General features: G+C 35.5%; 24 protein-coding genes and 1 pseudogene. 17 read left to right on the top strand and 8 right to left on the bottom strand.

What is annotated here, in order from left to right:
• Nucleotides 1–33: 33 nt before the first annotated feature.
• Entirely contained in the window at nucleotides 34–1,629 is a 1,596-nt protein-coding gene (locus CRT24_RS06420) for a Na+/H+ antiporter (protein ID WP_099370415.1), read from the bottom strand.
• Nucleotides 1,630–1,925: 296 nt separating this feature from the next.
• The gene (gene ubiE, locus CRT24_RS06415) at nucleotides 1,926–2,663 is read right to left on the bottom strand and encodes a bifunctional demethylmenaquinone methyltransferase/2-methoxy-6-polyprenyl-1,4-benzoquinol methylase UbiE (protein ID WP_099370414.1); all 738 of its coding nucleotides are present in this window, start codon (nucleotides 2,661–2,663) and stop codon (nucleotides 1,926–1,928) included.
• A 248-nt stretch (nucleotides 2,664–2,911) separates the two neighbouring features.
• On the opposite strand from ubiE, the gene CRT24_RS06410 reads away from it, so the two are divergent.
• From CRT24_RS06410 to CRT24_RS06390, 5 genes are all read left to right on the top strand, one after another.
• A complete protein-coding gene (locus tag CRT24_RS06410; protein WP_144034520.1) occupies nucleotides 2,912–3,451 on the top strand; it encodes a hypothetical protein in 540 nt (179 codons plus the stop codon).
• A 298-nt stretch (nucleotides 3,452–3,749) separates the two neighbouring features.
• Nucleotides 3,750–4,814 carry a class I fructose-bisphosphate aldolase gene (locus CRT24_RS06405; protein WP_099370412.1) on the top strand — a complete coding sequence of 355 codons (1,065 nt, stop codon included), beginning with the start codon at nucleotides 3,750–3,752 and terminating at the stop codon, nucleotides 4,812–4,814.
• Between the two features lie 232 nt (nucleotides 4,815–5,046).
• Nucleotides 5,047–5,445: a hypothetical protein gene (locus CRT24_RS06400; protein ID WP_099370411.1), complete on the top strand. Its 399-nt coding sequence runs from the start codon at nucleotides 5,047–5,049 to the stop codon at nucleotides 5,443–5,445.
• Complete coding sequence (locus CRT24_RS06395; protein WP_099370410.1) at nucleotides 5,423–5,806, top strand: helix-turn-helix transcriptional regulator; 384 nt, start codon at nucleotides 5,423–5,425, stop codon at nucleotides 5,804–5,806. The genes CRT24_RS06400 and CRT24_RS06395 overlap by 23 nt, the downstream gene beginning before the upstream one ends.
• A gap of 58 nt (nucleotides 5,807–5,864) precedes the next feature.
• Entirely contained in the window at nucleotides 5,865–6,500 is a 636-nt protein-coding gene (locus CRT24_RS06390; RefSeq protein ID WP_099370409.1) for a hypothetical protein, read from the top strand.
• Between the two features lie 15 nt (nucleotides 6,501–6,515).
• On the opposite strand, the gene CRT24_RS06385 is transcribed toward CRT24_RS06390, so the two are convergent.
• Nucleotides 6,516–7,388 (bottom strand): hypothetical protein, encoded by an 873-nt coding sequence (locus tag CRT24_RS06385; protein WP_099370408.1) that lies wholly within the window; start codon nucleotides 7,386–7,388, stop codon nucleotides 6,516–6,518.
• A 368-nt stretch (nucleotides 7,389–7,756) separates the two neighbouring features.
• Between CRT24_RS06385 and CRT24_RS20835 the strand changes: the two genes are divergently transcribed.
• From CRT24_RS20835 to CRT24_RS06355, 7 genes are all read left to right on the top strand, one after another.
• Complete coding sequence (locus tag CRT24_RS20835) at nucleotides 7,757–7,912, top strand: hypothetical protein (protein WP_171017566.1); 156 nt, start codon at nucleotides 7,757–7,759, stop codon at nucleotides 7,910–7,912.
• A 164-nt stretch (nucleotides 7,913–8,076) separates the two neighbouring features.
• Nucleotides 8,077–8,703: an outer membrane beta-barrel protein gene (locus CRT24_RS06380; protein ID WP_099370407.1), complete on the top strand. Its 627-nt coding sequence runs from the start codon at nucleotides 8,077–8,079 to the stop codon at nucleotides 8,701–8,703.
• A 108-nt stretch (nucleotides 8,704–8,811) separates the two neighbouring features.
• Complete coding sequence (locus CRT24_RS06375; protein WP_099370406.1) at nucleotides 8,812–10,299, top strand: glycoside hydrolase family 76 protein; 1,488 nt, start codon at nucleotides 8,812–8,814, stop codon at nucleotides 10,297–10,299.
• A gap of 84 nt (nucleotides 10,300–10,383) precedes the next feature.
• Nucleotides 10,384–11,025 carry a peptide-methionine (S)-S-oxide reductase MsrA gene (gene msrA, locus CRT24_RS06370; RefSeq protein ID WP_099370405.1) on the top strand — a complete coding sequence of 214 codons (642 nt, stop codon included), beginning with the start codon at nucleotides 10,384–10,386 and terminating at the stop codon, nucleotides 11,023–11,025.
• A 208-nt stretch (nucleotides 11,026–11,233) separates the two neighbouring features.
• Nucleotides 11,234–11,971: a sterol desaturase family protein gene (locus CRT24_RS06365; RefSeq protein WP_099370404.1), complete on the top strand. Its 738-nt coding sequence runs from the start codon at nucleotides 11,234–11,236 to the stop codon at nucleotides 11,969–11,971.
• Nucleotides 11,972–13,858 (top strand): beta-ketoacyl-ACP synthase III, encoded by a 1,887-nt coding sequence (locus tag CRT24_RS06360; protein WP_099370403.1) that lies wholly within the window; start codon nucleotides 11,972–11,974, stop codon nucleotides 13,856–13,858.
• Between the two features lie 10 nt (nucleotides 13,859–13,868).
• Nucleotides 13,869–14,771 (top strand): hypothetical protein, encoded by a 903-nt coding sequence (locus CRT24_RS06355; RefSeq protein ID WP_099370402.1) that lies wholly within the window; start codon nucleotides 13,869–13,871, stop codon nucleotides 14,769–14,771.
• Nucleotides 14,772–14,812: 41 nt separating this feature from the next.
• On the opposite strand, the gene CRT24_RS06350 is transcribed toward CRT24_RS06355, so the two are convergent.
• Entirely contained in the window at nucleotides 14,813–15,796 is a 984-nt protein-coding gene (locus tag CRT24_RS06350; protein ID WP_099370401.1) for an alpha/beta hydrolase, read from the bottom strand.
• A gap of 606 nt (nucleotides 15,797–16,402) precedes the next feature.
• On the bottom strand, nucleotides 16,403–18,034 hold the full coding sequence (locus tag CRT24_RS06345) for an ABC-F family ATP-binding cassette domain-containing protein (RefSeq protein ID WP_099370400.1): 1,632 nt from the start codon (nucleotides 18,032–18,034) through the stop codon (nucleotides 16,403–16,405).
• Nucleotides 18,035–18,174: 140 nt separating this feature from the next.
• On the opposite strand from CRT24_RS06345, the gene CRT24_RS06340 reads away from it, so the two are divergent.
• The 3 genes from CRT24_RS06340 to CRT24_RS06330 all read left to right on the top strand — a co-directional run bounded on the left by CRT24_RS06340 (nucleotide 18,175) and on the right by CRT24_RS06330 (nucleotide 21,553).
• Entirely contained in the window at nucleotides 18,175–19,383 is a 1,209-nt protein-coding gene (locus CRT24_RS06340) for an exo-beta-N-acetylmuramidase NamZ domain-containing protein (protein WP_099370399.1), read from the top strand.
• A gap of 93 nt (nucleotides 19,384–19,476) precedes the next feature.
• Nucleotides 19,477–19,851, top strand: coding sequence for a hypothetical protein (locus tag CRT24_RS06335; RefSeq protein WP_099370398.1), 375 nt, complete (start codon nucleotides 19,477–19,479; stop codon nucleotides 19,849–19,851).
• Nucleotides 19,852–19,915: 64 nt separating this feature from the next.
• The gene (locus CRT24_RS06330) at nucleotides 19,916–21,553 is read left to right on the top strand and encodes a DUF4980 domain-containing protein (protein ID WP_099370397.1); all 1,638 of its coding nucleotides are present in this window, start codon (nucleotides 19,916–19,918) and stop codon (nucleotides 21,551–21,553) included.
• 341 nt (nucleotides 21,554–21,894) lie between these two features.
• Here CRT24_RS06330 and CRT24_RS21210 read toward each other — a convergent pair whose 3' ends face one another.
• Nucleotides 21,895–22,035: a hypothetical protein gene (locus CRT24_RS21210; protein ID WP_257213981.1), complete on the bottom strand. Its 141-nt coding sequence runs from the start codon at nucleotides 22,033–22,035 to the stop codon at nucleotides 21,895–21,897.
• Here CRT24_RS21210 and CRT24_RS21400 point away from each other — a divergent pair.
• Nucleotides 21,971–22,333, top strand: a pseudogene (locus tag CRT24_RS21400) (TraX family protein). The gene CRT24_RS21210 and the pseudogene CRT24_RS21400 sit on opposite strands and share 65 nt — an antisense overlap.
• 133 nt (nucleotides 22,334–22,466) lie before the next feature.
• Here the strand turns inward: CRT24_RS21400 and CRT24_RS06315 are convergent.
• Together CRT24_RS06315 and CRT24_RS06305 are read right to left on the bottom strand one after the other, a co-directional pair.
• Nucleotides 22,467–23,054, bottom strand: coding sequence for a hypothetical protein (locus CRT24_RS06315; RefSeq protein ID WP_144034518.1), 588 nt, complete (start codon nucleotides 23,052–23,054; stop codon nucleotides 22,467–22,469).
• Between the two features lie 262 nt (nucleotides 23,055–23,316).
• Nucleotides 23,317–23,538 (bottom strand): hypothetical protein, encoded by a 222-nt coding sequence (locus CRT24_RS06305; RefSeq protein ID WP_099370392.1) that lies wholly within the window; start codon nucleotides 23,536–23,538, stop codon nucleotides 23,317–23,319.
• A gap of 242 nt (nucleotides 23,539–23,780) precedes the next feature.
• Between CRT24_RS06305 and CRT24_RS06300 the strand changes: the two genes are divergently transcribed.
• Nucleotides 23,781–23,990: DUF4372 domain-containing protein (locus CRT24_RS06300; RefSeq protein ID WP_144034517.1), on the top strand; the 210-nt coding region annotated here is incomplete at its 3' end.

Below are 23,990 nucleotides of genomic sequence, written 5' to 3'. Positions count from 1 at the left end.
TTTTTGTTGTTATTTTTTTTGAGAGGATTATTGTTATTTACCAAATACCAATAATATTCTTTCCTCTTCTAAGTCTATTTGATAGATTTGATGACGGATTAATTCTTCATCAAATTCGGCTTCCTTGTTGAGGGCTGTCAAGTAAACCCGCTGAACTGCAAATATTTCCAATAGCATTTGTTTACTTACGCCATTCATCCAGTTGTTGTCCTGAATTTTTGATTGATCTTCCCAATATTTTAATATTCGTTCCATAGAAGCATCTCCTTGATACTCATTGTCGTACTTTTCTTTGACGTAATTATAAACATGGGATTTCAAGCCCAACTTCATCTTTAATTTCGTATTGTGATGTATTTCTTCATCATCATCAAAACCTTGGAACAATTTTGTCCTTGCTATTAAGGTTGGTAAAGTAAGACCCTGTACGACCAAGGTCAGTAGAATAGCGATAAATGTGATAAAAAGGATTAAGTTTCGATGAGGGAAAGCTTCTCCGTTGGGTAAGGTTAATGGAATAGCTAATGCAGCGGCCAAGGATACCACTCCTCGCATTCCGGTCCAGCCCATTAAAAGAGGCGTAAACCACCTTCTAGTACGGAACTGATGTTGATGCGTAACCTTTGGCCTGAATATAATGGTTGCCAACATCGCTGCATAGGCTGAAATCATCCTCGCTGCAATAAGAACTATGGTAACTACAACACCATAACCAATGGCCGTAGATAATGGAGTGCCATGTGCTCGAATACCAGCAACAATTTCTTGGAGGTCAAGCCCTATCAGGAGGAAGACCATCCCATTCAATAGAAAGACAAAACTCTCCCAGACTGATGCACCTTTGATTCTGCTGCTTGCTGCCAGGAAACTCAAGCGGTTGTTGGAAAGATATAAGCCACCTGCCACTACAGCGAGAACACCCGAGCAGTGAACCTGTTCTGCTACCCAATACATAAAATAAGGAGTAATAAGGGTCAATGCGATATCCGATGCAGCATCTGTAGGTAAATGCTTATGGATCCAAATAAATATTTGCCCAATCAATAATCCTAATCCTACACCACCAAATAACATCCATAGGAAGTCCATCCCAGCTTCTTGCCAGATAAATTGACCTGTGCCAACAGCAACCAAGGCAAACCTGAAAATTATCAATGATGAGGCATCATTCAACAGACTTTCTCCTTCCAAGATCGAGGAAGTAGCTTTCGGGATTTTTACGAATTTAGTGATGGCACCTGTACTCACAGCATCAGGCGGCGAAACAATGCCTCCCAAAACAAAGCCTAGGGCAATACTAAATCCTGGAATCATCTGATTGGAAACTATGGCTACCAAAAAGGCCGTGAAAAATACGACCAAGAAGGCAAAGCTGAATATGATGCGCCACCATTTCTTCATTTCCTTAAATGAAACGGACCATGATGCCTCATAAAGCAAGGGTGGCAAGAAAATGAAAAATATAAGGTCTGGGTCAATCTTCAGAATGGGTAGCCCAGGAACGAAGCTGATCGCCAATCCCGCCAAAACCAATAAAATAGGGTAGGCGATCTTCAGCTGATTTGCCCAAATAGTAAGGCATACAATCAACAGTATCAGCACCAAAATAAATGGCAGTAAGGTATGCATGATAAAAACGTTTAGTCTAAGATGTAAGTTTGAATGTGTGATTTTTGCAGAAACAAACCTGGAGGCTTTTTGTGTTCAGCCTCTAAAATTTTAATTTATTTCCGGATGTAATTATACTGAAAAATCTTGACTATTTTTTGCCTTGTCTTGTTACCTTAAAGCGGCATGGTCGGTGTCTCTAAATCGAAAAAAATCAAATCAGCATTTCCTATCAAAAAGGCCAGGAAAAATTCCCGGCCTTTCAAATATCTCACATCTCATATCTCATATCCCACATCCCACATCTCAAATCTAATCTACCCCTTCACAGCCACATAGATCGTTGATGCACCAAAAAACTGAGGTAATATTTTTACGTCTTTAAATCCTGCCATTTCAAATCTTTTTTTGAGTGCTTCGCCATAAGGGAAGTTTAGTGCTGATTCTGACAGGTATTTATATGCGGTTTTGTCTTTGCTGAACATACGGCTCAAGGATGGCATAATCCATTTTGTGTAAAACAAATGTCCCGTCTTAAGAACAAAATTCTCCGGAACAGAAGTTTCCAATACAATAAACTGACCGCCCGGAGCAGTTACCCTATAGATTTCTTTCAGGCATTTATCCAAGTTTTCGAAATTTCGAATTCCGTAGGTGATACTGATAGCGTCAAAATGATTGTCAGGCAGTTGCAGGTTTTCTGCATCTTGTTGATCCAGTTTGATGCGGTCTTGAAGACCTAACTCTTTTACTTTTTCTTCAGCGATGGCGAGCATTCCCTCAGATATATCAGTACCTAATATTTCTGATGCTTTTGTGTTGGCAAATAATAGCAACATATCTCCAGTACCAGTGGCAATATCCAATATCTTATCGGGGTTCTTAGAAGCGACAAGATTATATACATTTTTCTTCCATCCCTTTTCCATCCCAAAAGTGATCACCTTGTTGAGTTTGTCATAATTCCCTGAGATGGAATTAAACATTTTCCTTACTTGTACATGCTTTTGTTCTTGTGATGCCTGATCCGGTAGAATAATCTTGTTCTCGCTCATCCTTGCTGTTTTAAAATATCAGCCAAAGGTACGTTAAATCAAGGATAATATAAAAAATGCGATAACCTAAACATCTACCTGAAATTTCAACTTTAACATTTTTTATCTTTCCTCAGAGTTAAGTGCTTTCAATAAAGCGTTACCTTTATTTAACGTAAATCCATCGGATTATGAAAGCACCACTATCACTAATTTTTATCCTATTTCTTTTTAGTTCGTGCCAGCCTATTATGATGAAAATGGCAGGCATGAATAATATCAAATCATTTGATTCCTTAAAATATGAAGAGATGGCAGGAGAGTTATCCTCTGATTATCCAGGACCGAAAAATTCTTATGCAATAAGTAATACGGCTATGTTAAATTACTCAGCATTATTTGATACTACTTTTCAGAAAAATACCTTTCAACCTATACAGTTATTGTATTTCAAGAATAAAGATTTGACGTCTTACCACGCGAATTGTTTTGCTCCAGGGATTAATTTAAAGCACTTAGATTGGAATACCGAAGGTCGTTTTGATCATTATATCCCCAAGAGTGCTGTTGATTTAGAAAAGTACAGCATCGGTTTAGATCAGTTAATCAAAGCCATACAAATCCCTGTAGATCAAGATAAGATATTGAATAAAGATGTAGTTGTATTTTTCTGGACCAGAATGGTTCCGATCTCTGCCAAAGATCTCAATGAAATTATGGTAAAAAACGCTACTGCTTACAGCAAAGACAATCTGCCTTATGTGATCTATTTAAATACCGACAAATTTATGAGCAAAGCCAGCAACTAGATTTTTAGATACAATATTATTTCATATAAATGCCCGTTAGGGCATTTTTCTTTTTATGTCCATGGCTAATTGGGGTTTGGTTTGAATCTCGGTATTCTTTCGTTCGCACCTCAGCCGGACTTTGTTCGGACCTTGTTCGGATCACACCCGAACGAGGTCCGAACAAGGTCCGAATTAGCTCCGTTTGAGAGAGGACGTAGAGTCGAACACAAGTCGGAGACTTGCGCTAGCCAAAACAATTCCGAAATCCTTATGTTGAAATAAATGATAAGTGTTGCAAACTTTCAAAAACATAGTAATGAATATTGATCAACTTGTTGAACTATTAGGAGGTGATGACCTGCTGCATTACCAAAGCCAATCCGTTTCAAAGGACCTTTTACATCTGCCTTCTCCATCGTTTATAGATGATGTGTATGGTATTTCTGACCGTAACCCTCAGGTCTTGCGAAGCTTAGGGAATCTATTTGGTCATGGAAGGCTAGGAGGAACTGGTTATCTTTCCATTTTGCCTGTAGACCAAGGGATTGAGCATAGTGCTGGTGCATCTTTTGCTGCAAATCCATTGTATTTTGATCCTGAGAATATTGTGAAATTAGCTATTGAAGGCGGCTGTAATGCTGTTGCTTCTACGTTTGGGGTGCTTGGGGCGGTCTCAAGGAAGTATGCCCATAAGATTCCCTTTGTGGTTAAAGTGAACCATAATGAGCTGTTAACATATCCTAATAAAGCAGATCAGATTTTATATGGTAAAGTTCGGGAAGCATGGAATATGGGAGCTGCAGCCATTGGTGCTACGATCTATTTTGGGTCACCTGAGTCTGGAAGGCAAATCGTAGAAATCAGCAGAGCGTTCGAAGAAGCACATTCATTGGGGATGGCAACAATTCTATGGTGCTATCTTAGAAATGATGCTTTTAAGGTTGAGAAAACAGACTACCATTTGTCAGCAGATTTAACAGGGCAGGCAAACCACTTGGGAGTTACTATTGAAGCTGATATTATCAAACAGAAACTTCCAGAATTAAATGGTGGTTATAAGGCATTGAATTTAGGGAATAGCAGTTATGGTAAGTTAGATGATAGAATGTACAGTGAACTGAGTTCTGACCATCCGATTGATCTTTGTCGCTATCAGGTGTTGAACTGTTATTCTGGCAGGGCTGGGTTAATTAATTCTGGTGGAGCATCAGGTTTTAATGATATGGAAGATGCTGTGCGTACTGCAGTCATAAATAAAAGGGCAGGAGGTACGGGATTGATCAGTGGAAGAAAAGCATTTCAGAAATCGATGCATGATGGAGTAGCATTATTGCAAGCAATTCAAGATGTCTACTTAATGCCAGAAGTGACTGTAAGCTAAAGTTTTGGATATTTAATTTTATTTTTGATTATTTCTTGTAAATTATTATTATTGAACATATAATTTAAATTTTATTTCTAAACGATGTTTTATGTTTTGTTTAGAAACAATAAAATGTACTTCGATAATAAATAGTATTAAAAAATAACATCATATTAATCAAAAATCACTTCTTAAATGTTGTATAATTATTTTGTGAAAAAGCTAAACAAGTTTAGTTATAACTAAACTAATGAAGAGATATTCTGTATATTTGTCTCAATTTGTTAAACCAGACACAAAGATCAAGGTTTATGATTTGTACGTAAATGGAAAATGCCTCTTTGAAGAATTTTTTGAGGAAATAAATGAAGAAGGTAATCTTACTAAAGATTTATTCGGAGCTATTAACATCTTGGAAAAAGCTGCTGATTTATTAATGTTACCTCAAACTAAATTCAAAGTTTTAAAACAATCTGAAGTTTCATGTAAAGTATATGAAGCTAAAAAAAATAAGGTCCGGATTTATTGTTTTGAAGATGAAGTTGGCCGAATTATAGTAACTGGTGGAAAGAAAAATTCTCAAAAACATGATATCAAATCTGTTTTAAACCTAATCAAAGATTACAATGGTAGAAAAAAAATATATTAAAATCATCGAAGATCCTTCCTATTGGGTTGAAGAAATTAATAACCAAATGTATGATGCAATGGTTAGATATATGGAAGCAAACAACTTAAATAAAACAGAATTCTCTAAATATTTAGGCATTTCAAAAGGAAGACTATCTCAAATTTTAAATGATGGCGAGATAAATTTCAGTATTGAAAAACTTTGTTCAATCTCTTTAAAAATTGGAAAGATTCCGTCTTTCACATTTGAAGAAAAACAAAGTTATATCGAAAATATTAAAGGCAAATATCCAACAGAAGCAGAGACATTATACACTAAAAAACTAATTGATCCTAAAATATTATTAAGTAAACCTGTAAAAAGCAAAAATGACCATTAAAAAATTATAAAAGTCCCAAACTATTCAGTTTGGGTATAATCATCCAATTCTATGAATTATGAAAACATTAATCTTATTATTACTTGGAGTTGTAATTTTTACTTCTTGTAAAAGACCAGAACCTTTAAGTTCAAAAGTTAACGAATTGTCTGAGGACATTTATCAGTACGCTAATAATGCAGAAAAGCAACAGTTAATTCAAGATTTAGCTTTCCAATTTGTTGAAAAACATCGAACGGATAAAAATTTTAATCCAAATTTTCAAATGGCAGCGGCGACCATTGATATTAATTCTGAAAACAAAACCATAAAATTTAAATCTCAAAAAATGAATTTAGGCAATGTTTCGGATGATGAACTAATTTATGGCATAATTGGAATGCATGGATTTGATGATCAAACTAATCCTATTCAAAACGAAAATCAAAGTAAAATTAAATTACGTTGGAATAATGAGAATTCATTGACCATGAACTTGTCTGGGGAAAGTGATCAAGATATTAAAAATAAGATTGATCTCTTAACAGAAGAAGAAATGATCGAAGAAAGTCCAGCAACCTCTTCATTAAAGCTAATTATAGAACCTGCTCTTACTTTATCAGCAAATAACTTTGATAAAGAAGAACTGCAGGAATTTGATGTATTGAAAGATAAGACTGAAAAAATGCTTTTTGCATCATTGGATAAGAAATAATTGCAAAAGCCCAGACTATTCTGGGCTTTTGTTTTCAGTTTCTTCTTCTTGAATAACTCCCATCGCATACTTCTCAATGATATACTTGGTTGCCAATTTAAGCCCCCTTTCATAATGTTCAGGGTGTAATCCAGGACCAGTAAAAAATTCTACTTCATTATTTACTTTAGAATACCATATTTTATTGACATCATCTAAGTCCAAGGTGTCCAATCTTTGGATTTTTCTGAAGTTTTCCAGTTTTTCTTGATCTAAAGGAATGATTTGTTTATTTCTTAACGAATTGTCCATGCAATTCACTACAATATATCTATCCTTGAACCATACCATACATTCTTTTTTTTCCTTTAGATTGAAAAATCCGAGTGCGGCAACCAAGATAGCGCCGGATCCTAATGTTAGCGCTGCACTTTTATTGAACTTGATTTTCTTTGGTACAGGGGTTTTTGTATCAATAACCGGGGTACTGTCTTCCAGAGTTTGAACAGATTGTTTTTGGGTTGTAACTTGAGAATCGTTATTGTTTTCGGACCAATCTGACAATCTAAATGGCCTTGGTTGAAAGTCAATAAATACTGCAAGTAACTTGACAATTGATTCGTCGGGTTGACTCGTCTTTTTGTTAATAAAATATTGGACAGGTTTCAGCTTGTCTATATCAAAACCTGAGATTGCTCTTTCAAGATCAGAGAAATCCTCCTTTGATCCAAAAAAATCTCGCAAACTTTTCTTGTCCTCAGCATCCATGTCATCATTGATCAGATAAAGTGCAAAGTCTCTCAGATTAGCAGGTGTAGGGTTTGCCAATTTGCCGTGCAATTTATTTTCTTGATGTTTTCCCCAATAGGTAGCTAGAACCTCTTCTTTAAATTTATTAAATGCAGACATTCTTATAAAATTAACTTCCTCCATATATGGAATTTACGGAAACCCGTAATTCCGATAATCTTTCATGTTCTTCTTAAAATCGGCGTTGCGCGTCATATTTCCGGAATTTCCGGAATTCGATTGGAATTAACGGAAATAGCGGAAATGGTTGATTTTAAGGTTGTTTTGTTGCTTTTCTTTGTATTGAAATCAGCGGTTAATACTGTTTGTGCTTTCAAGGAAAGATACAAAAGAGATTTCAAATATTGAGGAATTCATGCCCCTCAATTCCAAAAAATTCAGAAGGCCTTCTGGAAAACAAATTACTAGCAATCCCACACATGGTGTGTGCGGACCTAGCAGGCTTTTACATTCTAATTTTTTGAGAAATGTGGTACTTAATTTTATCATTATTGACAAACCCTAATGAACCGACTTTACCGGTAAACCCAATTAATCCTATTACTGTTCAGACGCAATCTTCTGATGATGGTGATGGTTCGAATATAGGTGACCGCGGAAATGTTAGACCGCCAAAACCTTAGTAAATATTGCAAAATAATAAGCTAAATTTAACCCGTCAACTTACATTGGCGGGTTTTATTTTATATTAGGGATAAGCTCCAAATAATTAAAGATTTTTTAATGTAGCATATTCCAAAATGTTTTCGTTCATTTTTAAAATATTTAACCAGCAATTATTTAACATATGAATTTAAACTTCAAATTTTCTGCTTCCTTGTTGTTCAGTATACTATTTATTTGGACCTTGAATGGTAATGCCCAAGAGCGTAATTTTAATAAAATTAGGGTAGGGCTTTCTATCAGTCCATTTGCCGAAAATAATATTGGTCCTTTTGAAGAGTTGGTAGGTTCGGGAAGTTTTGAGAGTGAGAAATTCTTTGGAGCAGATCTTTCCGTCAATGTTCCGATTAAGGGAATTTTCTCTATAGAGTCAGGTTTGGGTTATTCAACACAATCAGTTACTTTTAAAGGTGCATTTAACCCAGAGCACGAAACCTTTACTGAAACAAAAAACTTATCAATTCTTGAAATTCCAATCTTAGGTTCGGTTCATTTTGGAAATTATTTTTATGTGAATTTGGGTCCAACACTTCATTTTGATCTATCGAAGAAAGTTGATTATAGAGATAAGCAAAATGGCATCGGTGCTAACTTAGGAATTGGAGCCAATTATAATATCTCACCAATCTTCTCGGTACATTTAGAACCTTATTTAAAATCATATTCTTTGATTCCCTTTGAATCTGGAAAATACTATGATCGGATTACTCAATTAGGGTTCAAGATTGGCGGTAGAATAACTTTGGATTAGTTTAAATCAAGTTGCTGATTGTAATTTTGTTATGGTAATTGGATCTTATAATGGAAATAAGATTCAAAAATATTATTTTCCTGCATAAATCAACCTTAACATACAGTTATGATCATCCAAAACTATTTTAAACCACTAGCTATCGCTGGGGTTATATGTTTTGCAACTTTTAGCGACTCTCTAATAAATCAATTAGCTGCTGATCCTTTAATAAATATTTCAACAGCTACAACTCAATCAAATTTTAAGGAGGAGAATTTAATTCGTTCCATGGCTTTAATCGATAAGACCATTGCGACTTATTTTGACCCCGTAACTTTTGAAATGAAGAGGTTTTATAACCCTTTTACTAAGGTAAAATCTGATGAGAGAGCCAGCGTATGGATGTATTCTGCGGGAATTGAAGCAATAAATGCGGTTTTGGCAAGTTTAAAGGCTGCAAAAGATCAGGGTGATTCCAAATTATATGATGCCAACTTTGATAAATATAATAAGCTTCTAGCCAAAATGTACGACAATGCAGATTACTATTTGGGTACTTTTGAATTGACTTCTTTTACCCAGACCAAAGAATGGTCAGTATATGCTGTAGATCGTGTCAATGAAAAAGGCAAGGCCAATGTTACGGGCATTTTGAATGTATATGATGATCAGATGTGGCTATTGCGAGAGTTGTTGGATTCGTATAAAATTACGGGTAATAAAGCGTATTTGGAGAAGGCAGAATATTTAACTGCTTATGTTCTGGATGGATGGGATGTTACGATTGATGAAAATGGTGCAGAAAATGGTGGAATTCCATGGGGGCCGGGATATACCACAAAACATGCTTGTAGTAATTCCCCTCTGATTAGCTCACTGGTTTGGTTGCATAAAATTTATAAAGACAAAAATGACAAAATAGAACGTCGTTATATAGATTCAAAAGACAAAAAAACAAGGCTTACAAAGCATCAAAATAAGGAAACTTACTACCTTGATTTTGCAAAGGCAATTTATGCCTGGCAAAAACAAAATCTTCTCAACAATCAAGGTGTGTATACGGATATGATGGGTGGCTGTGTACCAGACTGCGGAATAGTCTACGAGGTAGTGGATGATAAAAAATATCGCGCTAACACAAAATTGACAGATGCTGTGGGTGAAGCATTCACTTATAATAGTGGAACAATGATATCCGGTGCGGTAGATCTTTATGAGGCTACCAAAGATGCAAAATATCTAAGAGAAGCAACTGATTTAGGTGATGCGAGTTTTAAGCAGTTTGCATTTTTGGGAAAAGATGTTGCTCAATATTACAGTTTTGGGACTGATGGCTTTAAGAATTGGTTTAATGGCATCTTAATGCGAGGATACCGCGATCTTGCTTTGGTAAATGAAGATTCAGAGAAATACCTGTCCGCTTTTCAAAAAAACCTGGATTATGGCTATGAGAATTTTAATCATGAAGGTTTTTTGCCGACCGACCTATTAAAAGGGTGGAGTAAGGAAAAAGATGGTCAAGGAGTTGAGGGCATGTTTATGTTTACATATGCGGCTCAATATGCGGTCTTGGCGGAACATTATATTGTAGAAGGCACTCACAAAGGGAATTGATGTCAATGATATCTCATTTCTGATTTCACATATTCTACATATTTCTACTATTGCTTACCTTTGTTTTAATATATTCAATCGAACATGAGAAATTTAGCGATTATAGGAAGTATATTCATGATCGTTGTTATAATAATGACGATGGGATTTTCCTATCAGGATAAACAAGAATTAAAACAAACAGAAAATCAAAAGACCATGAGTTTAACAGGAAACGAAAAGGAGATATATTTTGCGGGCGGTTGTTTTTGGGGTACGGAGCATTTTTTTAAACTTGTCCGTGGTGTGGTTGGCACCGAGGTCGGTTATGCCAACGCTACAAAAGCAAACCCTACGTATGAGGAGGTTTGTACAGGTCAAACAGGTGCTACAGAAACCGTAAAAGTAATCTATGATCCCGAAGTTATAGATTTAGGCCTATTAATAGACCTTTATTTTGAAACAATTGACCCAACCTTATTGAATCAGCAAGGAAACGATAGAGGAACGCAATACCGCACAGGAATTTATTATACCGACAATAGTGTTGCTGAATTGGTTAAAGATAAATTGCATGAGCTTTCATTAAGAGTTCAAGCGCCAGTTGTTGTAGAAAATGAACCATTGAAAAACTTCTATGACGCTGAGACTTACCATCAAGACTACTTAGATAAGAATCCAGGTGGATATTGTCATATTGGTGCTCATGAATTTGAATTAGCTAAAAAAGCTAATCCAGAGAAATAAAAAATACTAAAAAACAGGAAAAGGGGAGCTAATGCTTCCCTTTTTTTATTGCTTTTGTTTTCTGATTTAATACCAATTATTATTTATTGATAAAACCTTTCTTCAAAATTTTAATCTTTCCTTATAAATAGTATTTTTATACTAAACCATCATCCATTAAATTTATAAAATTGGACTGATTGTAAATCTAAAAAATAGACTAATATTAATGGGCGATTTGCTGGAAACTACATTCAATTTTGTCCTTTCGGAATGGTACTATACTAGTGCTTTCTTCTTTATTTTTTTCAGCTTTTTATATTTTGTTGGCACTTACATTACTGAGTTGATTATTCGTATGAAGTCTAAAGATGCAAGTATACGTCAGATTGTATTTGCTAAAAAGCCTCATCAAACTGGTAAGGAAATCCGGAATTCGTTAGTTTCGATATTAGTATTTTCTCTTCAAGCGATTTTGTTCCAGTACTTATTTTCTATAGGGGTATTTAAGATCCGATTTGACCAACCTTTGCATTGTCTATGGGAAATACCTTTGTTATTTGTTTGGAATGAATTTCACTTTTACTGCATGCATTGGCTTCTACACCGGAGATTTCTTTTCAAGCATGTTCATAAAGTTCATCATTGGTCCAAAGAACCAACATCATATTCAATTTTTAGTTTTCATTGGTTTGAAGCATTCTTATTGGGTACAGTTATATTTTTTCCTTTATTCTTTCATGAGTTCCAGGTCTATTCTTTATTGAGTTTGCCTGTCATGAGTTTGATCATTAATCTATTAGGACATTGTAATCATGAAGTTCCGAGAGACTTACCGAGTAGCAATTTCCGAAAATATACGTTTAGACATAGTATGCACCACAAATGGAGTTCGGGAAATTTTGGGTTCATGCTGACCATTTTTGACAAATTATTTAAAACCGAAGTTTCAGAAAACAAGAAATAAATGAAAAAGGAATATCATAAAGTTTATATAAATTCTATCGGGAAGCATTTGCCTAATTCTCCAGTTCATAACGATGAGATGGAGGAATATCTGGGTTTGATTGGAGGGAAACTATCCCGAACTAGGGAGCGGATGTTGAAGCAGAATGGTATTATTACTAGGTTTTATGCCTTGGATAAGGATCAGCAATCGACCGATTCAGTTTCTGGGATGGCTAACAAGGCCATCCAAGACTGTCTTACAAAAGGGAAGGTGAACGTGTCTGAGATTGAATTGCTTACAGCAGGAACGACGCAAGGCGATCTGCCTGTTCCAGGATTTGCGAGTATGGTACATGCGGAGTCAAAATTGCCAGTCTGCAATATTGTTTCTCACCAGAGTGTATGTGCTTCAGGAATTATGGCATTAAAAAGTGCATATTTACATGTCCTAACCGGTGAAAATGAAAAGGCTATTTCTTGTGCATCTGATATGCCAAGCAGAATGTTTAAGTCGTCAAGATTTGATAAACAGGATAATATCCAAGAGAAAGGACTTCCATTGGATACTGACTTTCTGCGATGGATGCTTTCCGATGGTGCTGGAGCGATGTACCTGTCCAACAAACCTAATTCTTCTGGATTGAGTTTGGAAATAGAATGGATCGATGTGAAATCTTATGCCAATAGTTTTGGAGTTTGTATGTATGCAGGTGCCAATAAAAAGAGAGATGGTACAATCGATAAATATTGGTTGGATTATGCAAACTTTTCAGATGCTGATGCGGAATCAGCAATTAATTTGAAACAAGATATTAAGTTAGTTAATAATACAATAAACCTTGGGGTTCAACATCTTTTTGAACTTATAGATAAAGGCGAGATTGATCCCAAAAAAATGGATTGGCTTGTTTGCCATTATTCATCAGAATATTTTAAGCAGCCAATCGTTGAGCTTTTGAAAAAAGGAGGGTTGGAGATAGCAGAAGAGAAGTGGTTTACAAACCTTCATGAGAAGGGCAATACAGGTTCTGCATCCATCTATATTATGTTGGAGGAACTATTATATAGTGGTCGACTGAAGCCAAATCAAGAAATTATCTGTATGGTTCCAGAGAGCGGCAGATTTATAACCACCTTTATGAAATTGAAGGTAGTAGGAGATACGAAAGAAGAAAAACAACCATTGATTTCTAAAGATGATGAAATATTAGCTCCAGAAATCCATATTGACAATAAACCTATACAGGAGAAATTGGTTAGGGATCTAACACAGATATGGGTAGATTTTGAGCTGTCTCTGCGAAATACGCCGATCATTGATCGGATTTATAATGTTACGATAAGCTTAGAGGACTATAAATTGCTTTTATTAAATTTAAGGCAGCAAGTTATTGATGGTTCCCAGTGGATTGCCAGGGCAGCATCAAATGTGAGTATGGATTATTTTGATATTCGCTCATCTTTTATTTCGCATTCCAGGGATGAGCATAAAGACTATCAAATCCTAGAAAAGAACTACATTAATTGTGGTGGGAAAAAGGAAGATCTTTATTCAGGAGAGAAGAATATTGGTTCAGAAGCATTGAGTGCTTATATGTTCCATAAAGCAAGTCAACCGAATCCATTTGATTTATTGGGTGGTATGTTTATTATTGAGGGTTTGGGCAATCGTTTGGCTGGCAAATGGGGTAGAGCAATCCAACATGAGCTGGATTTAAAGGATGACCAGGTTTCCTTTTTCATCTATCATGAAACTTCAGATTCCAATGATAATCACTTTGAGAGGTTTGAGAAAGCATTAAACTCTGAACTCTTAACTGAGGAAATGGCGAAGCGAGTTTCAAAAACTGCAAAAGTCGTTGCTAAATTGTACCAAATGCAATTGGCTGAAATCGGTAACTATTAAGATTTGAATTATGCTACATACAAGTGAGTATTTTGAGAACAAAAAGAATAATCCTAGAGATCCGAGCCATTGGCATGCCTTGTTTCTAGATAATAGTGTTCCCTTTAATAAAGATGCAAAAGCAGCATTTTTATTTGACTCCAATCGGAAAAGTAAGCAATTTTTATTGCCATTTTTACGGGTTTTTGGGAGGTTGACCATTATTTTGCTTCAGATTTTTAAGGCTATAGCTCCGAATTTGATCAATGCCCCAAAAACCTTACATCGATTTTTATATTGGGGAATGAAATATTGGGTATCCCCAGAAGCTAATTTCTTGATTTTAAGACATTTTTATTTGGGTTCTGAAGTATTAAGATTTATAAAGGATAATGTCAAAGGAGCAGAAGATATTCCGATGAATCCATTAAAACCTTTGAGTCTGGATGCTGTAAAGGATAATTTATTTTTGGAGCATGATTTGAATCTCTATAACTTTATTATCAATTTGAATACAGCAATTCAGGATAAAGGATTAATAATAGAACCAGTTTCTGACCCTAATTTCTCGGCTGTTTCAGCTGCTCCAATTCCATTTGAAGAATTTCCGAACAGGTGGTCCAATGTTATGGATCTTTCTTCTGCAATAGAGGTTTTTACACCGGTTTATCAATTTTTTCTTACTGACAATGACTTTTGGCGTGCTTCCAATTCCTTGCAGCTGGATGAGGTCATCGGTGTCTATGCAGCAACGATTATGAAATGTCCGGAGAAATTGATTGCCTTAAATAATAAGCATCCCATGATTCCATTACCTACATATGGTGCTGGATTTCGATTGACTTTGCACGGTTTGTCCACGGAAGTATTGCATCATTTGATTGCACAACAAAAACTTCATGGACAGAATGAATTGGTATCTGAAAATATTTAATTAAAAAAGCACTGTTTGCACAGTGCTTTTTTAATTGTCAGCTATTTACTTAACGCTTCTTTCAGAGCAAATGCTGCATGTTTTACAGATTCTTTTACTGCAGGAATATGATCTAAAGGATTCAATAGTCCAAAGTCGTGTATAAATCCATTATATGTTTGGATGGTTGTAGGAACTCCGGCTTCATCCAATTTCCTTGCATAGGCTAGACCTTCGTCAAAAAGAATGTCATTTTCTGCCAATTGGACTAGGGCAGGAGGTAAACCTTTCAACTCATCAATGGAAGCTTGAAAAGGTGATGCATATTTTTCTTTGCGTTTAGCTTTGTCAGGCAGATAAAGATCCCACATCCATTTCATCATTCCTGTAGTCAAGAATCTTCCTTCTGCATATTTTTGGAATGATTCACGTGTGAAGTCAGCGTCTGTTACTGGCCACATCAACAATTGGAATTTTATTTCGGGTCCTTTTTTATCTTTTGCCATCAGGCAGGTTACTGCGGTCATATTACCGCCAACAGAATTTCCTGCAACTGCTAAGTTTTTACCATCCACGGCAATTTGGTCTCCATTTTCTGAAACCCATTTTGTTGCAGCATAGATTTGATTAATTGCTGTCGGATACTGAGCTTCAGGAGAACGGGTATAATCTACATAGATAGCCGCAGCTCCGCTATGGACTACTAAATCACGAATCAGTCTTTTATGAGTTGGATAATCTCCCAATACCCATCCACCACCATGAATAAAAATAAAAGCAGGAATTACCTTATCGATGGATACTGAATCAGGTCTGACGATTATTATTTTGACCGTTTCACCGTCTTGAGTAATTTCTTTTTCTGATTCTACAATATCTGAGGTGTCTACATCAACCGACTTTTGAGCATCTTCAAGAACTTTTCTGGCATCCTTTGGCTCCATAGTTTCCATAGGTTCGCCACCACTGTTATTTAATCCATCTAAAAACTCTCTGATTTCAACTAAGATATTTGGGTCTTTTTCACCCTTAACTTGATTTGCCATAAATTATGTGTTTGATTGAATTAATTGTATTTGTATAACAAGTTTAGGAGGGAAACGTTTTAAGGAATTGTTTTGAAAATGTCATGGTTAGTGTAGACGGAAAGGCATGATTGGTGTCTCCGGCTCGCCATGGTTGGTGTCTCCACCATGCCATGGTTGGTGTCCTCACCAACCATGACGTTATTTATGAGGCGCAAGAGTAACCAAAAACGCTTGCTAATTTAAGGTGGCTTGTCGCACGGGGCCAGCGCACATGGACAAAATACCTATAATAGTTGCACCCTTCTGGGGTTGGATTGACATATTCAATATCAGCACCATTCCTTTGATGTAAATGCCGTACCCTCGTCTTTAATGGTTGGTGGGGACACCAACCATGGCAATTGACAAGTCCAGCGCGCAATAGCCACGGCATTTTATCCATTCTTCCGCTACGGATAATGTAGGCAGAAGAATAAAAGTATGTTAAGAGCTTGAGGGGTGAGACATCTATTGATGGTTGGTGTGGACACCAACCATGGCGGCAAAAAGTCTATGCCCGGACTTGATTATTTGAAGATGAGTTATCTATTGATGGTTGGTGAAGACACCAACCATGGCGGCACTCTACTTTTCAATTTCTTTCAGGCTGTTCATTTTTTTGTATTCCAAGAATCCTTTGATATCTTCGAAGTGTTCTCTTACACGTTTGTTTCCGAATTCGAAAACTTTTGTTGCCAGCCCATCTAGGAAATCCCTGTCGTGAGAAACTAGGATTAAAGTACCATCAAAATCTTGAAGGGCATCCTTGATAATATCCTTAGTTTTCATGTCAAGGTGGTTGGTTGGCTCATCCAGGATCAGGACATTAACTGGTTCGAGCAATAATTTGATCATTGCCAAGCGAGTTTTCTCACCACCGGATAGAACTTTTACTTTTTTGGTCGTGTCATCGCCACTGAACATAAATGCTCCCAAAAGATCTTTGATTTTTACCCTAACATCACCTACTGCAATTTGGTCTATGGTTTCAAAAACTGTCAACTCCTCGTCCAATAGGGCTGCTTGGTTTTGTGCAAAATATCCGATTTTAGCGTTGTGACCTACTTTTAGCGTTCCTTCGAAGTCAATTTCTCCCATTATGGCTTTGATCATGGTAGATTTACCTTCACCATTTTTACCTACAAATGCGACTTTTTGGCCTCTTTCAATAACCATATTAGCTTTTGAAAATACCAAATGGTCGCCATATGATTTTGTAAAGTCTTCTACAATTACAGGGTAAGTACCTGATCTTGGGGAAGGAGGGAATTTCAACTTCAAAGCTGAATTATCAACCTCATCGATTTCGATAATTTCTAGCTTTTCAAGCATCTTTACTCTGGACTGAACCTGAAGTGTTTTTGAGTAAGTTCCTTTGAAACGATCAATGAATTCTTGATTATCTGCTATAAATCTTTGTTGCTCTTCGTAAGCTTTTAATTGATGTTGTCGGCGTTCTTTTCTAAGTTCTAGATAATGACTGTATTTAGCTTTATAGTCATAAATCTTACCCATTGTGACTTCAATTGTGCGATTTGTAATATTGTCAACGAATGCACGGTCGTGGGAAATAACGATCACAGCTTTTGCTTGGTTGATCAAGAAATCTTCTAACCATTCAATACTTTCGATGTCCATATGGTTTGTAGGCTCATCTAGGAGGATTAGGTCAGGTTTTTTAAGAAGGATTTTGGCTAATTCAATACGCATTCTCCAACCTCCTGAGAATTCTGAAGTTTGACGATTGAAATCAGAACGTTCAAAACCTAGTCCTTTTAATACTTTCTCAACTTCAGCATCGTAATTTGTTTCTTCTATAGAGTAGAATTTTTCGCTCAGCTCCGAAACTCGCTCGATTAACTTCATATAATCGTCGGTTTCGTAGTCAGTGCGAACGTTTAATTGTTCATTTAATTCTTCTAATTCGTCGCGCATCTTATAAACTTCTTCAAATGCTTTAGAAGTTTCCTCGAAGACAGTCATATTGTCCTTTGTTAATAGATGTTGCGGTAGATATGCAATAACAGCATCTTTTGGTCCAGATACATTACCAGTTGTTGGTTTTCCAACTCCTGCGATGATTTTTAATAAAGTAGACTTACCAGCACCATTCTTGCCCATCAAGGCTATTTTATCATTTTCATTGATTGAAAATGTTACATCTGAGAATAGCGTTGTTCCCCCAAAAGAAACTGAAATGTTATTAACGTTGATCACGATTTGCTCGAATTAAAATGAGCTGCAAAAATAGTATTTACTTTATGGATTTTCAAGGAGATAAATCAGTGACCAATATTATCTAATAATAAAATGTCGTTTATAAATTTTAACTTTAATAAAATCATTAAATCTTCGATATGAAAACGTTACTTCTCTTTACCCTTCTATTTTTTTTCTTCATTCCAAGCCCTCATGCACAAATCAAATATTCTAATGATATTATCAAGACAGGAGCAGAGCAAACAGAGAAATATATTGACAGACTGAAAGGGAAGAAAGTAGGTTTAGTTGCAAATCAAACTAGTATTATTGGAGATACTCATTTGCTTGATAGTTTACTGAATAGAGGGATCAATGTGGTTAAGGTATTTGGTCCAGAGCACGGATTTCGAGGAAATGCTAGTAACGGTACGGAGGTTGGCGATGAAAAAGACGCTAAAACAGGTGTTGAAATAGTTTCATTGTATGGTAAGAAAAAGAAACCTACTCAAGAAGATCTAAAAGACATTGATATAATGATCTTTGATATTCAAGATGTTGGATGTAGATTTTACACCAATATTAATACACTCAGAGATGTGATGGAGTCATGTGCGAGATATGGGAAGGAGCTTTTGATTTTAGATAGGCCCAATCCAAACGCCTATTTTATTGATGGTCCCATTTTAGACATGAACTATAAGTCGGGTATTGGTCAATTTCCGATACCTGCTGTGCACGGTTTAACAGTGGCTGAATTTGCGCAAATGGCCAATGGTGAAGGTTGGATGGAGGATAATTTGAAATGTAAAATTTCAATCGTTAAAAATGCCAATTATTCGCATGATCTATTGTATAAATTGCCTGTAAATCCGTCACCCAACTTGAATACTCCAGAGAGTATATTATTGTATCCTTCTACATGTCTTTTTGAAGGAGTATCCTTAAATCATGGAAGAGGTACTGATTTTCCTTTTACCAGAATAGGAGGTCCAATGTTGAAGGGAAAATACAAATTCTCTTACACGCCGAGATCTATACCGGGTATGAGTGAAAATCCTTTATACAAGGGTCAAGTTTGTTATGGAATTGATTTGATCAATTATGATTTGGAAAAGTTAGTACAATCCAAGCAAATCAATTTATCATGGATGAAAGAACTTTATGCAGCTTATCCTGATAAAAAGAAATTCTTTGACAGAAGTTTGCATGAGCAAATTGGTAACATAGATTTTCTTGCTGGTACTCCTGAATTCAAAAAGCAAATCCAAGAGGGGTGGTCTGAAGAAAAAATTCGTGCATCATGGAAGCCGGGTCTTGAAAAATATAAAAGAATGCGCGAGAAATACTTGATTTATCCAGATTAAGAAGGCAATTTAAAATAACGAGTTAAACCAAAATCCAACTTCCTAGTCAATTAAGTAGATTGAGAATTCTTTCAGTCTATTTAACCTTTTATTATGAAGAGATTACTATTTCTGATTCTTATTGTTTCGTTATTTCAGTCTTGCGGTGTTCGAACTTTGGAAACATCCGTGTCCGAACGACTGAGTAAATTTGCTAAAATTGATGTTTTGGGGATTGATAAATATGATTTTTTATCAGAATATGGAGATCCTGAGAGTAAGGACTTGGAAGAAATTGAGGGAGTTCTTAAAGAGGATCTTTATTACATGGAAAATATTCGTGGGATGTTTGTTCTTACTAAAGTAAGTTTTTTAAATTCCAAACTTACTTCTATTAAAACTAATAAAATCAGGTCATTTAATAATTTGCCATCTAATATCTTAGAAGAAATTGATAAGGATGTAAATCAATTAAAAAACGAGGGTTAAAAACAAACTCGTCATATCTTTAATTACTTTTCATTAACTTAATAGGACCTAACCTCCTTGAGTTATGAAAAGATACATATTATTATTTCCGATTTTATTGGCCTATTTAAGTTTGTTTTCAGCAGAAATCACTCTAACGATTAATAAGAAATATTTGAATTTTCCCATTTCTCAACAAGAGGACCGGAAAAAAATGCAATTTATTGCTGACGGTGCTGAACCATGGTCTGTTGTGGTTCGGTTAGCAGATTCAAAAGAAGATTATTGGGTTTTCTATGATGTAAGTCATTTAAAAGGGAAAAAATTAAAGATAAATTTTGATGGTGATGCTACGGCTCTAAACAGAATATATCAATCTGATGAAATCCAAGGGCATGAGAGTCTTTATAAGGAAGAAAATCGTCCACAGTTTCATTTTTCTACTAAACGAGGTTGGATCAATGATCCCAATGGGCTCATTTATTATGATGGAGAATATCACTTATTTTATCAGCATAATCCAATGGAACGAGAATGGGAAAACATGCATTGGGGCCATGCTGTCAGCAAAGATCTGATTCATTGGGAAGAGTTGCCAACGGCATTGTATCCGGATAAGTTAGGGACTATGTTTTCTGGCTCCGCTATCATGGATTACAACAATTCTGCCGGCTACAATAAGGGTAAAGAACCTGCTATGATTGCATTTTATACTGCTGCAAGTTCTGATCGGCAGGTTCAGTGTATGGCTTATAGTCTTGACAAAGGTAGGACTTGGACAAAATATGACAAAAATCCTCTTATCGATTCTAAGGAAAAATGGAATAGCCAAGACACTCGTGATCCCAAGGTGATATGGTATGAGCCTTCGAAGCATTGGGTCATGGTATTAAATGAGCGAGATGGACACTCGATCTATACCTCCACAAATCTAAAGGATTGGAATTATGAAAGTCATGTTTCTGGTTTTTGGGAATGCCCTGAACTTTTTGAACTGTCGGTGGATGGTGATCCTACCAATAAGAAATGGGTGATGTATGGTGCAACGGGCACTTATATGATTGGTTCATTTGATGGAAAGGTGTTTACTCCAGAAAATGGCAAATATTTCTATAATTCAGGTCATTTATACGCAGCTCAGACCTATAGTAATATTCCTGATTCCGATGGCAGAAGAATTCAAATAGGTTGGGGAAGAATTCCTCAAGGTGATATGCCGTTCAATGGGATGATGATGCTACCTACAGTTCTCAGTCTTAAGACGACAAAGGATGGCCCTCGTTTATTTAGTGAGCCAATTAAAGAAACTGAAAAGCTATTCAGAAAAGTTGATTCATGGAAAAATCTGAGTTCTGGAAAAGCGAATGACTTATTGAAAAAATATAACTCCCATGATAAACTTAGGATTAAAACCAGAATAAAATTATCTCATGCAACTGATGCCGGTTTCAATCTGTATGGTCAGAGAATGATAAGTTATGATATGAATTCCAATATGTTGAATGGCATGTTTTTTTCTCCCGAAGATCCAACAAGTATGGAACTTACTGCAGATATTTATATTGACAGAACTTCTATTGAAGTCTTTTTTAATCATGGAATTTATACGAGTTATTTAGGCAGAACTCCAGATCCTAATAATAAAGAGGGTTTGCATTTTTGGGGTAATAATATCGAAATTCTGGACCTAGAAGTTTATGAAGTGAAATCTATTTGGGAGTAAGGTGAAAAGAGATTTTGATATTAATAACTATCTATTATCCTGACTATTAAAATAATCAATGCACCTATTAAGTAAATCGTCATGGGTACCACAAAAAACCAGATAAATGCCCAATATTGATATTTGGACATTTTTGAGAAGATTTTTGGTCGTTTCATGTTTATAGAACAATTAAATACAAAGGATGTATTGTAATTTTTTTAAATATCCTTTTTTTATTTAAAAAATCATTTTTAATACAATCGAAAATGTCATGATTATCTTCTGGATCAATATTAACTATTAAAATAATTATACTACAAATAATTAAGGTTTTTTGAAAAAAAATTTATATATATGCATTAAGATCTGTCAGTCGATGGATCCTTGTTCAGCTCCTCCGGTTCAAATGTCTTCTTCACCCTGTGTGCCGGACTCATCTGCCTTATGGTCATCGAATCACAGTCCAATTTAATCGGTAAGATCTTTTCAGTCGCATCCATTATGTTCATCTCTAATTTTCTGAATATGGACTATGGAATCTTTGGTGTCCTACAGATAATTGTTTTTTAGATATTGAGAGAATTCAAAGCTTTGAGAAATTCATCCCTCGCCATATTCAATTCCATAGGGATGGGGAAGATGACTATACAGGCATTTGGGATATTGGGGCTAATTCCAATAGCGCTGTATAATGGCCAACAGGGCAAGAAAGCCGGGAAAGTTTTCTATTCTTTCTATGCAGCACACCTGTTTTTATTTTTTATCCTAAAGCAGTTAATAGATTTTTTTCTTAGATAGCTCCTTTGTATATACTCGAGATGTCCAATACTGTCCAATTGCAATATTGAATATTTTTCTTGTTTTTGATTGATTCATTTTCTTATTGTTTTAATTTTTCCTAAAATCGGTGGATTTAACTCTGAAAGGTTAATTATTCTGTGATTTTAATAGAATAATATGTCAGAACCTCAGATACCTTTATATGTTCTATTTGCTTATCATTAAAATAGAGGTCTTTAAGATGCATATTGTTTTTCTCATAACGCCAGATGGATTTTATTATATTGGACTTTGCGGTACCGAGCAACTTTTGCCCATCAAAAACATAGTTTATTTCTCCTAATTTAATATTATGATCAGTAAAGCATCTGATTTTTAACAGTTTCAAATTCTCTATTTCTGAAATATAGAAATAACACCCCCTTAAGGGGATGTTATTTTGTCCAGAGATTTTAAATGACTCTTGTATTTGGTCTTTATCTATATTATTCAAAATATTTTTACCTGCAGGATCTTTTATTTCTATCAAAAGCTCATACCTAATAAATGGAATGATGTCAGGTTTGTAACACCTATTACACATGATTGAAATTAGTAGGATTGAACCAACAAATATTTGTCGCCTAAATAGATTCATTTTTTTAGCGTATTGTAAAATACATTGATATAAAATGGATTCATTTTCATGTTTGTTATAGCGCACAATGTCCGTATGATACTCATATTTCCCTGATGCCAATCCGTTTTCATCAAATGACCTCTGGGATTATTTCTTTTTCTCTTAACGATCTGTATTATGGCGTATTCCTCGGGACAATCATTCTTTATGGCTATCTCTTTAAATTGGTTTAAAAGTGATTGAGGTATTGAATTCCCTGCAGCAGATAGGGGCATCACTTGTGATTCACTATTCATTCTATCCCGTATTTCTTGCATTCTCTTGTTCCTTATACCAATTCTTTGATTATGAATTGGGTCATTTCCAGGATTGTCGGACATATCTAAGGATTTGTCGTCTTATAAGTTTCTCCACTCCGGCTACCATTGTCGAAAGTTCCATTTACAAGCCATAAGGCCGCTTTTTTAGCTTCTTCAGGAGAAACAATATCACTTGTTGACTCTTGTACTGGGATATTGCTGTTCTCAACTGCAATTGGATTAGGTTCAATTTTCTGACAAGAAACTAGAACGCTCAATAAAAATACTGCAAGGTACTTTTTCATTTTACTAAATAGGATTAATGATTAGATATTATTAAACATTAAAATTTTTATTTAAATATAGATAAAATAAATTATTCAAAACAAAATAATATTGTTTCAAAAAATAAAAAATGTTTTGATTATTATCTTTACTTTGGTTTAATAGTTTTTGTGCCAGTAGCGTCCTAAACGAGGGAAAAAATGGCGGTGGATTTATACAGCAGGGAATGCTATATTTAATTCGCCAAAATTGATCCATCGCCATGGTAAATATAAACGTATTCTCTCAGATTTTGGGACTCGTAGATCGGAACATTTTCAAAAAATTGGTTCACGAACATCAATCTGACAAACATCACAAGGGCATCAACAGTTGGACGCATTTTGTGAGCATGCTATTCTGCCATCTCTCTTCGGCAGATTCGGTTCGTGACATTTCTAATGGACTCCGCAGCACTACTGGCAACATGAAC

This window comes from Sphingobacterium sp. 1.A.5, from assembly GCF_002734235.1.
Taxonomy (GTDB): domain Bacteria; phylum Bacteroidota; class Bacteroidia; order Sphingobacteriales; family Sphingobacteriaceae; genus Sphingobacterium; species Sphingobacterium daejeonense.
Note: the sequence above shows the minus strand (reverse complement) of the source record. Positions and strands in the feature narration are given on the sequence as shown.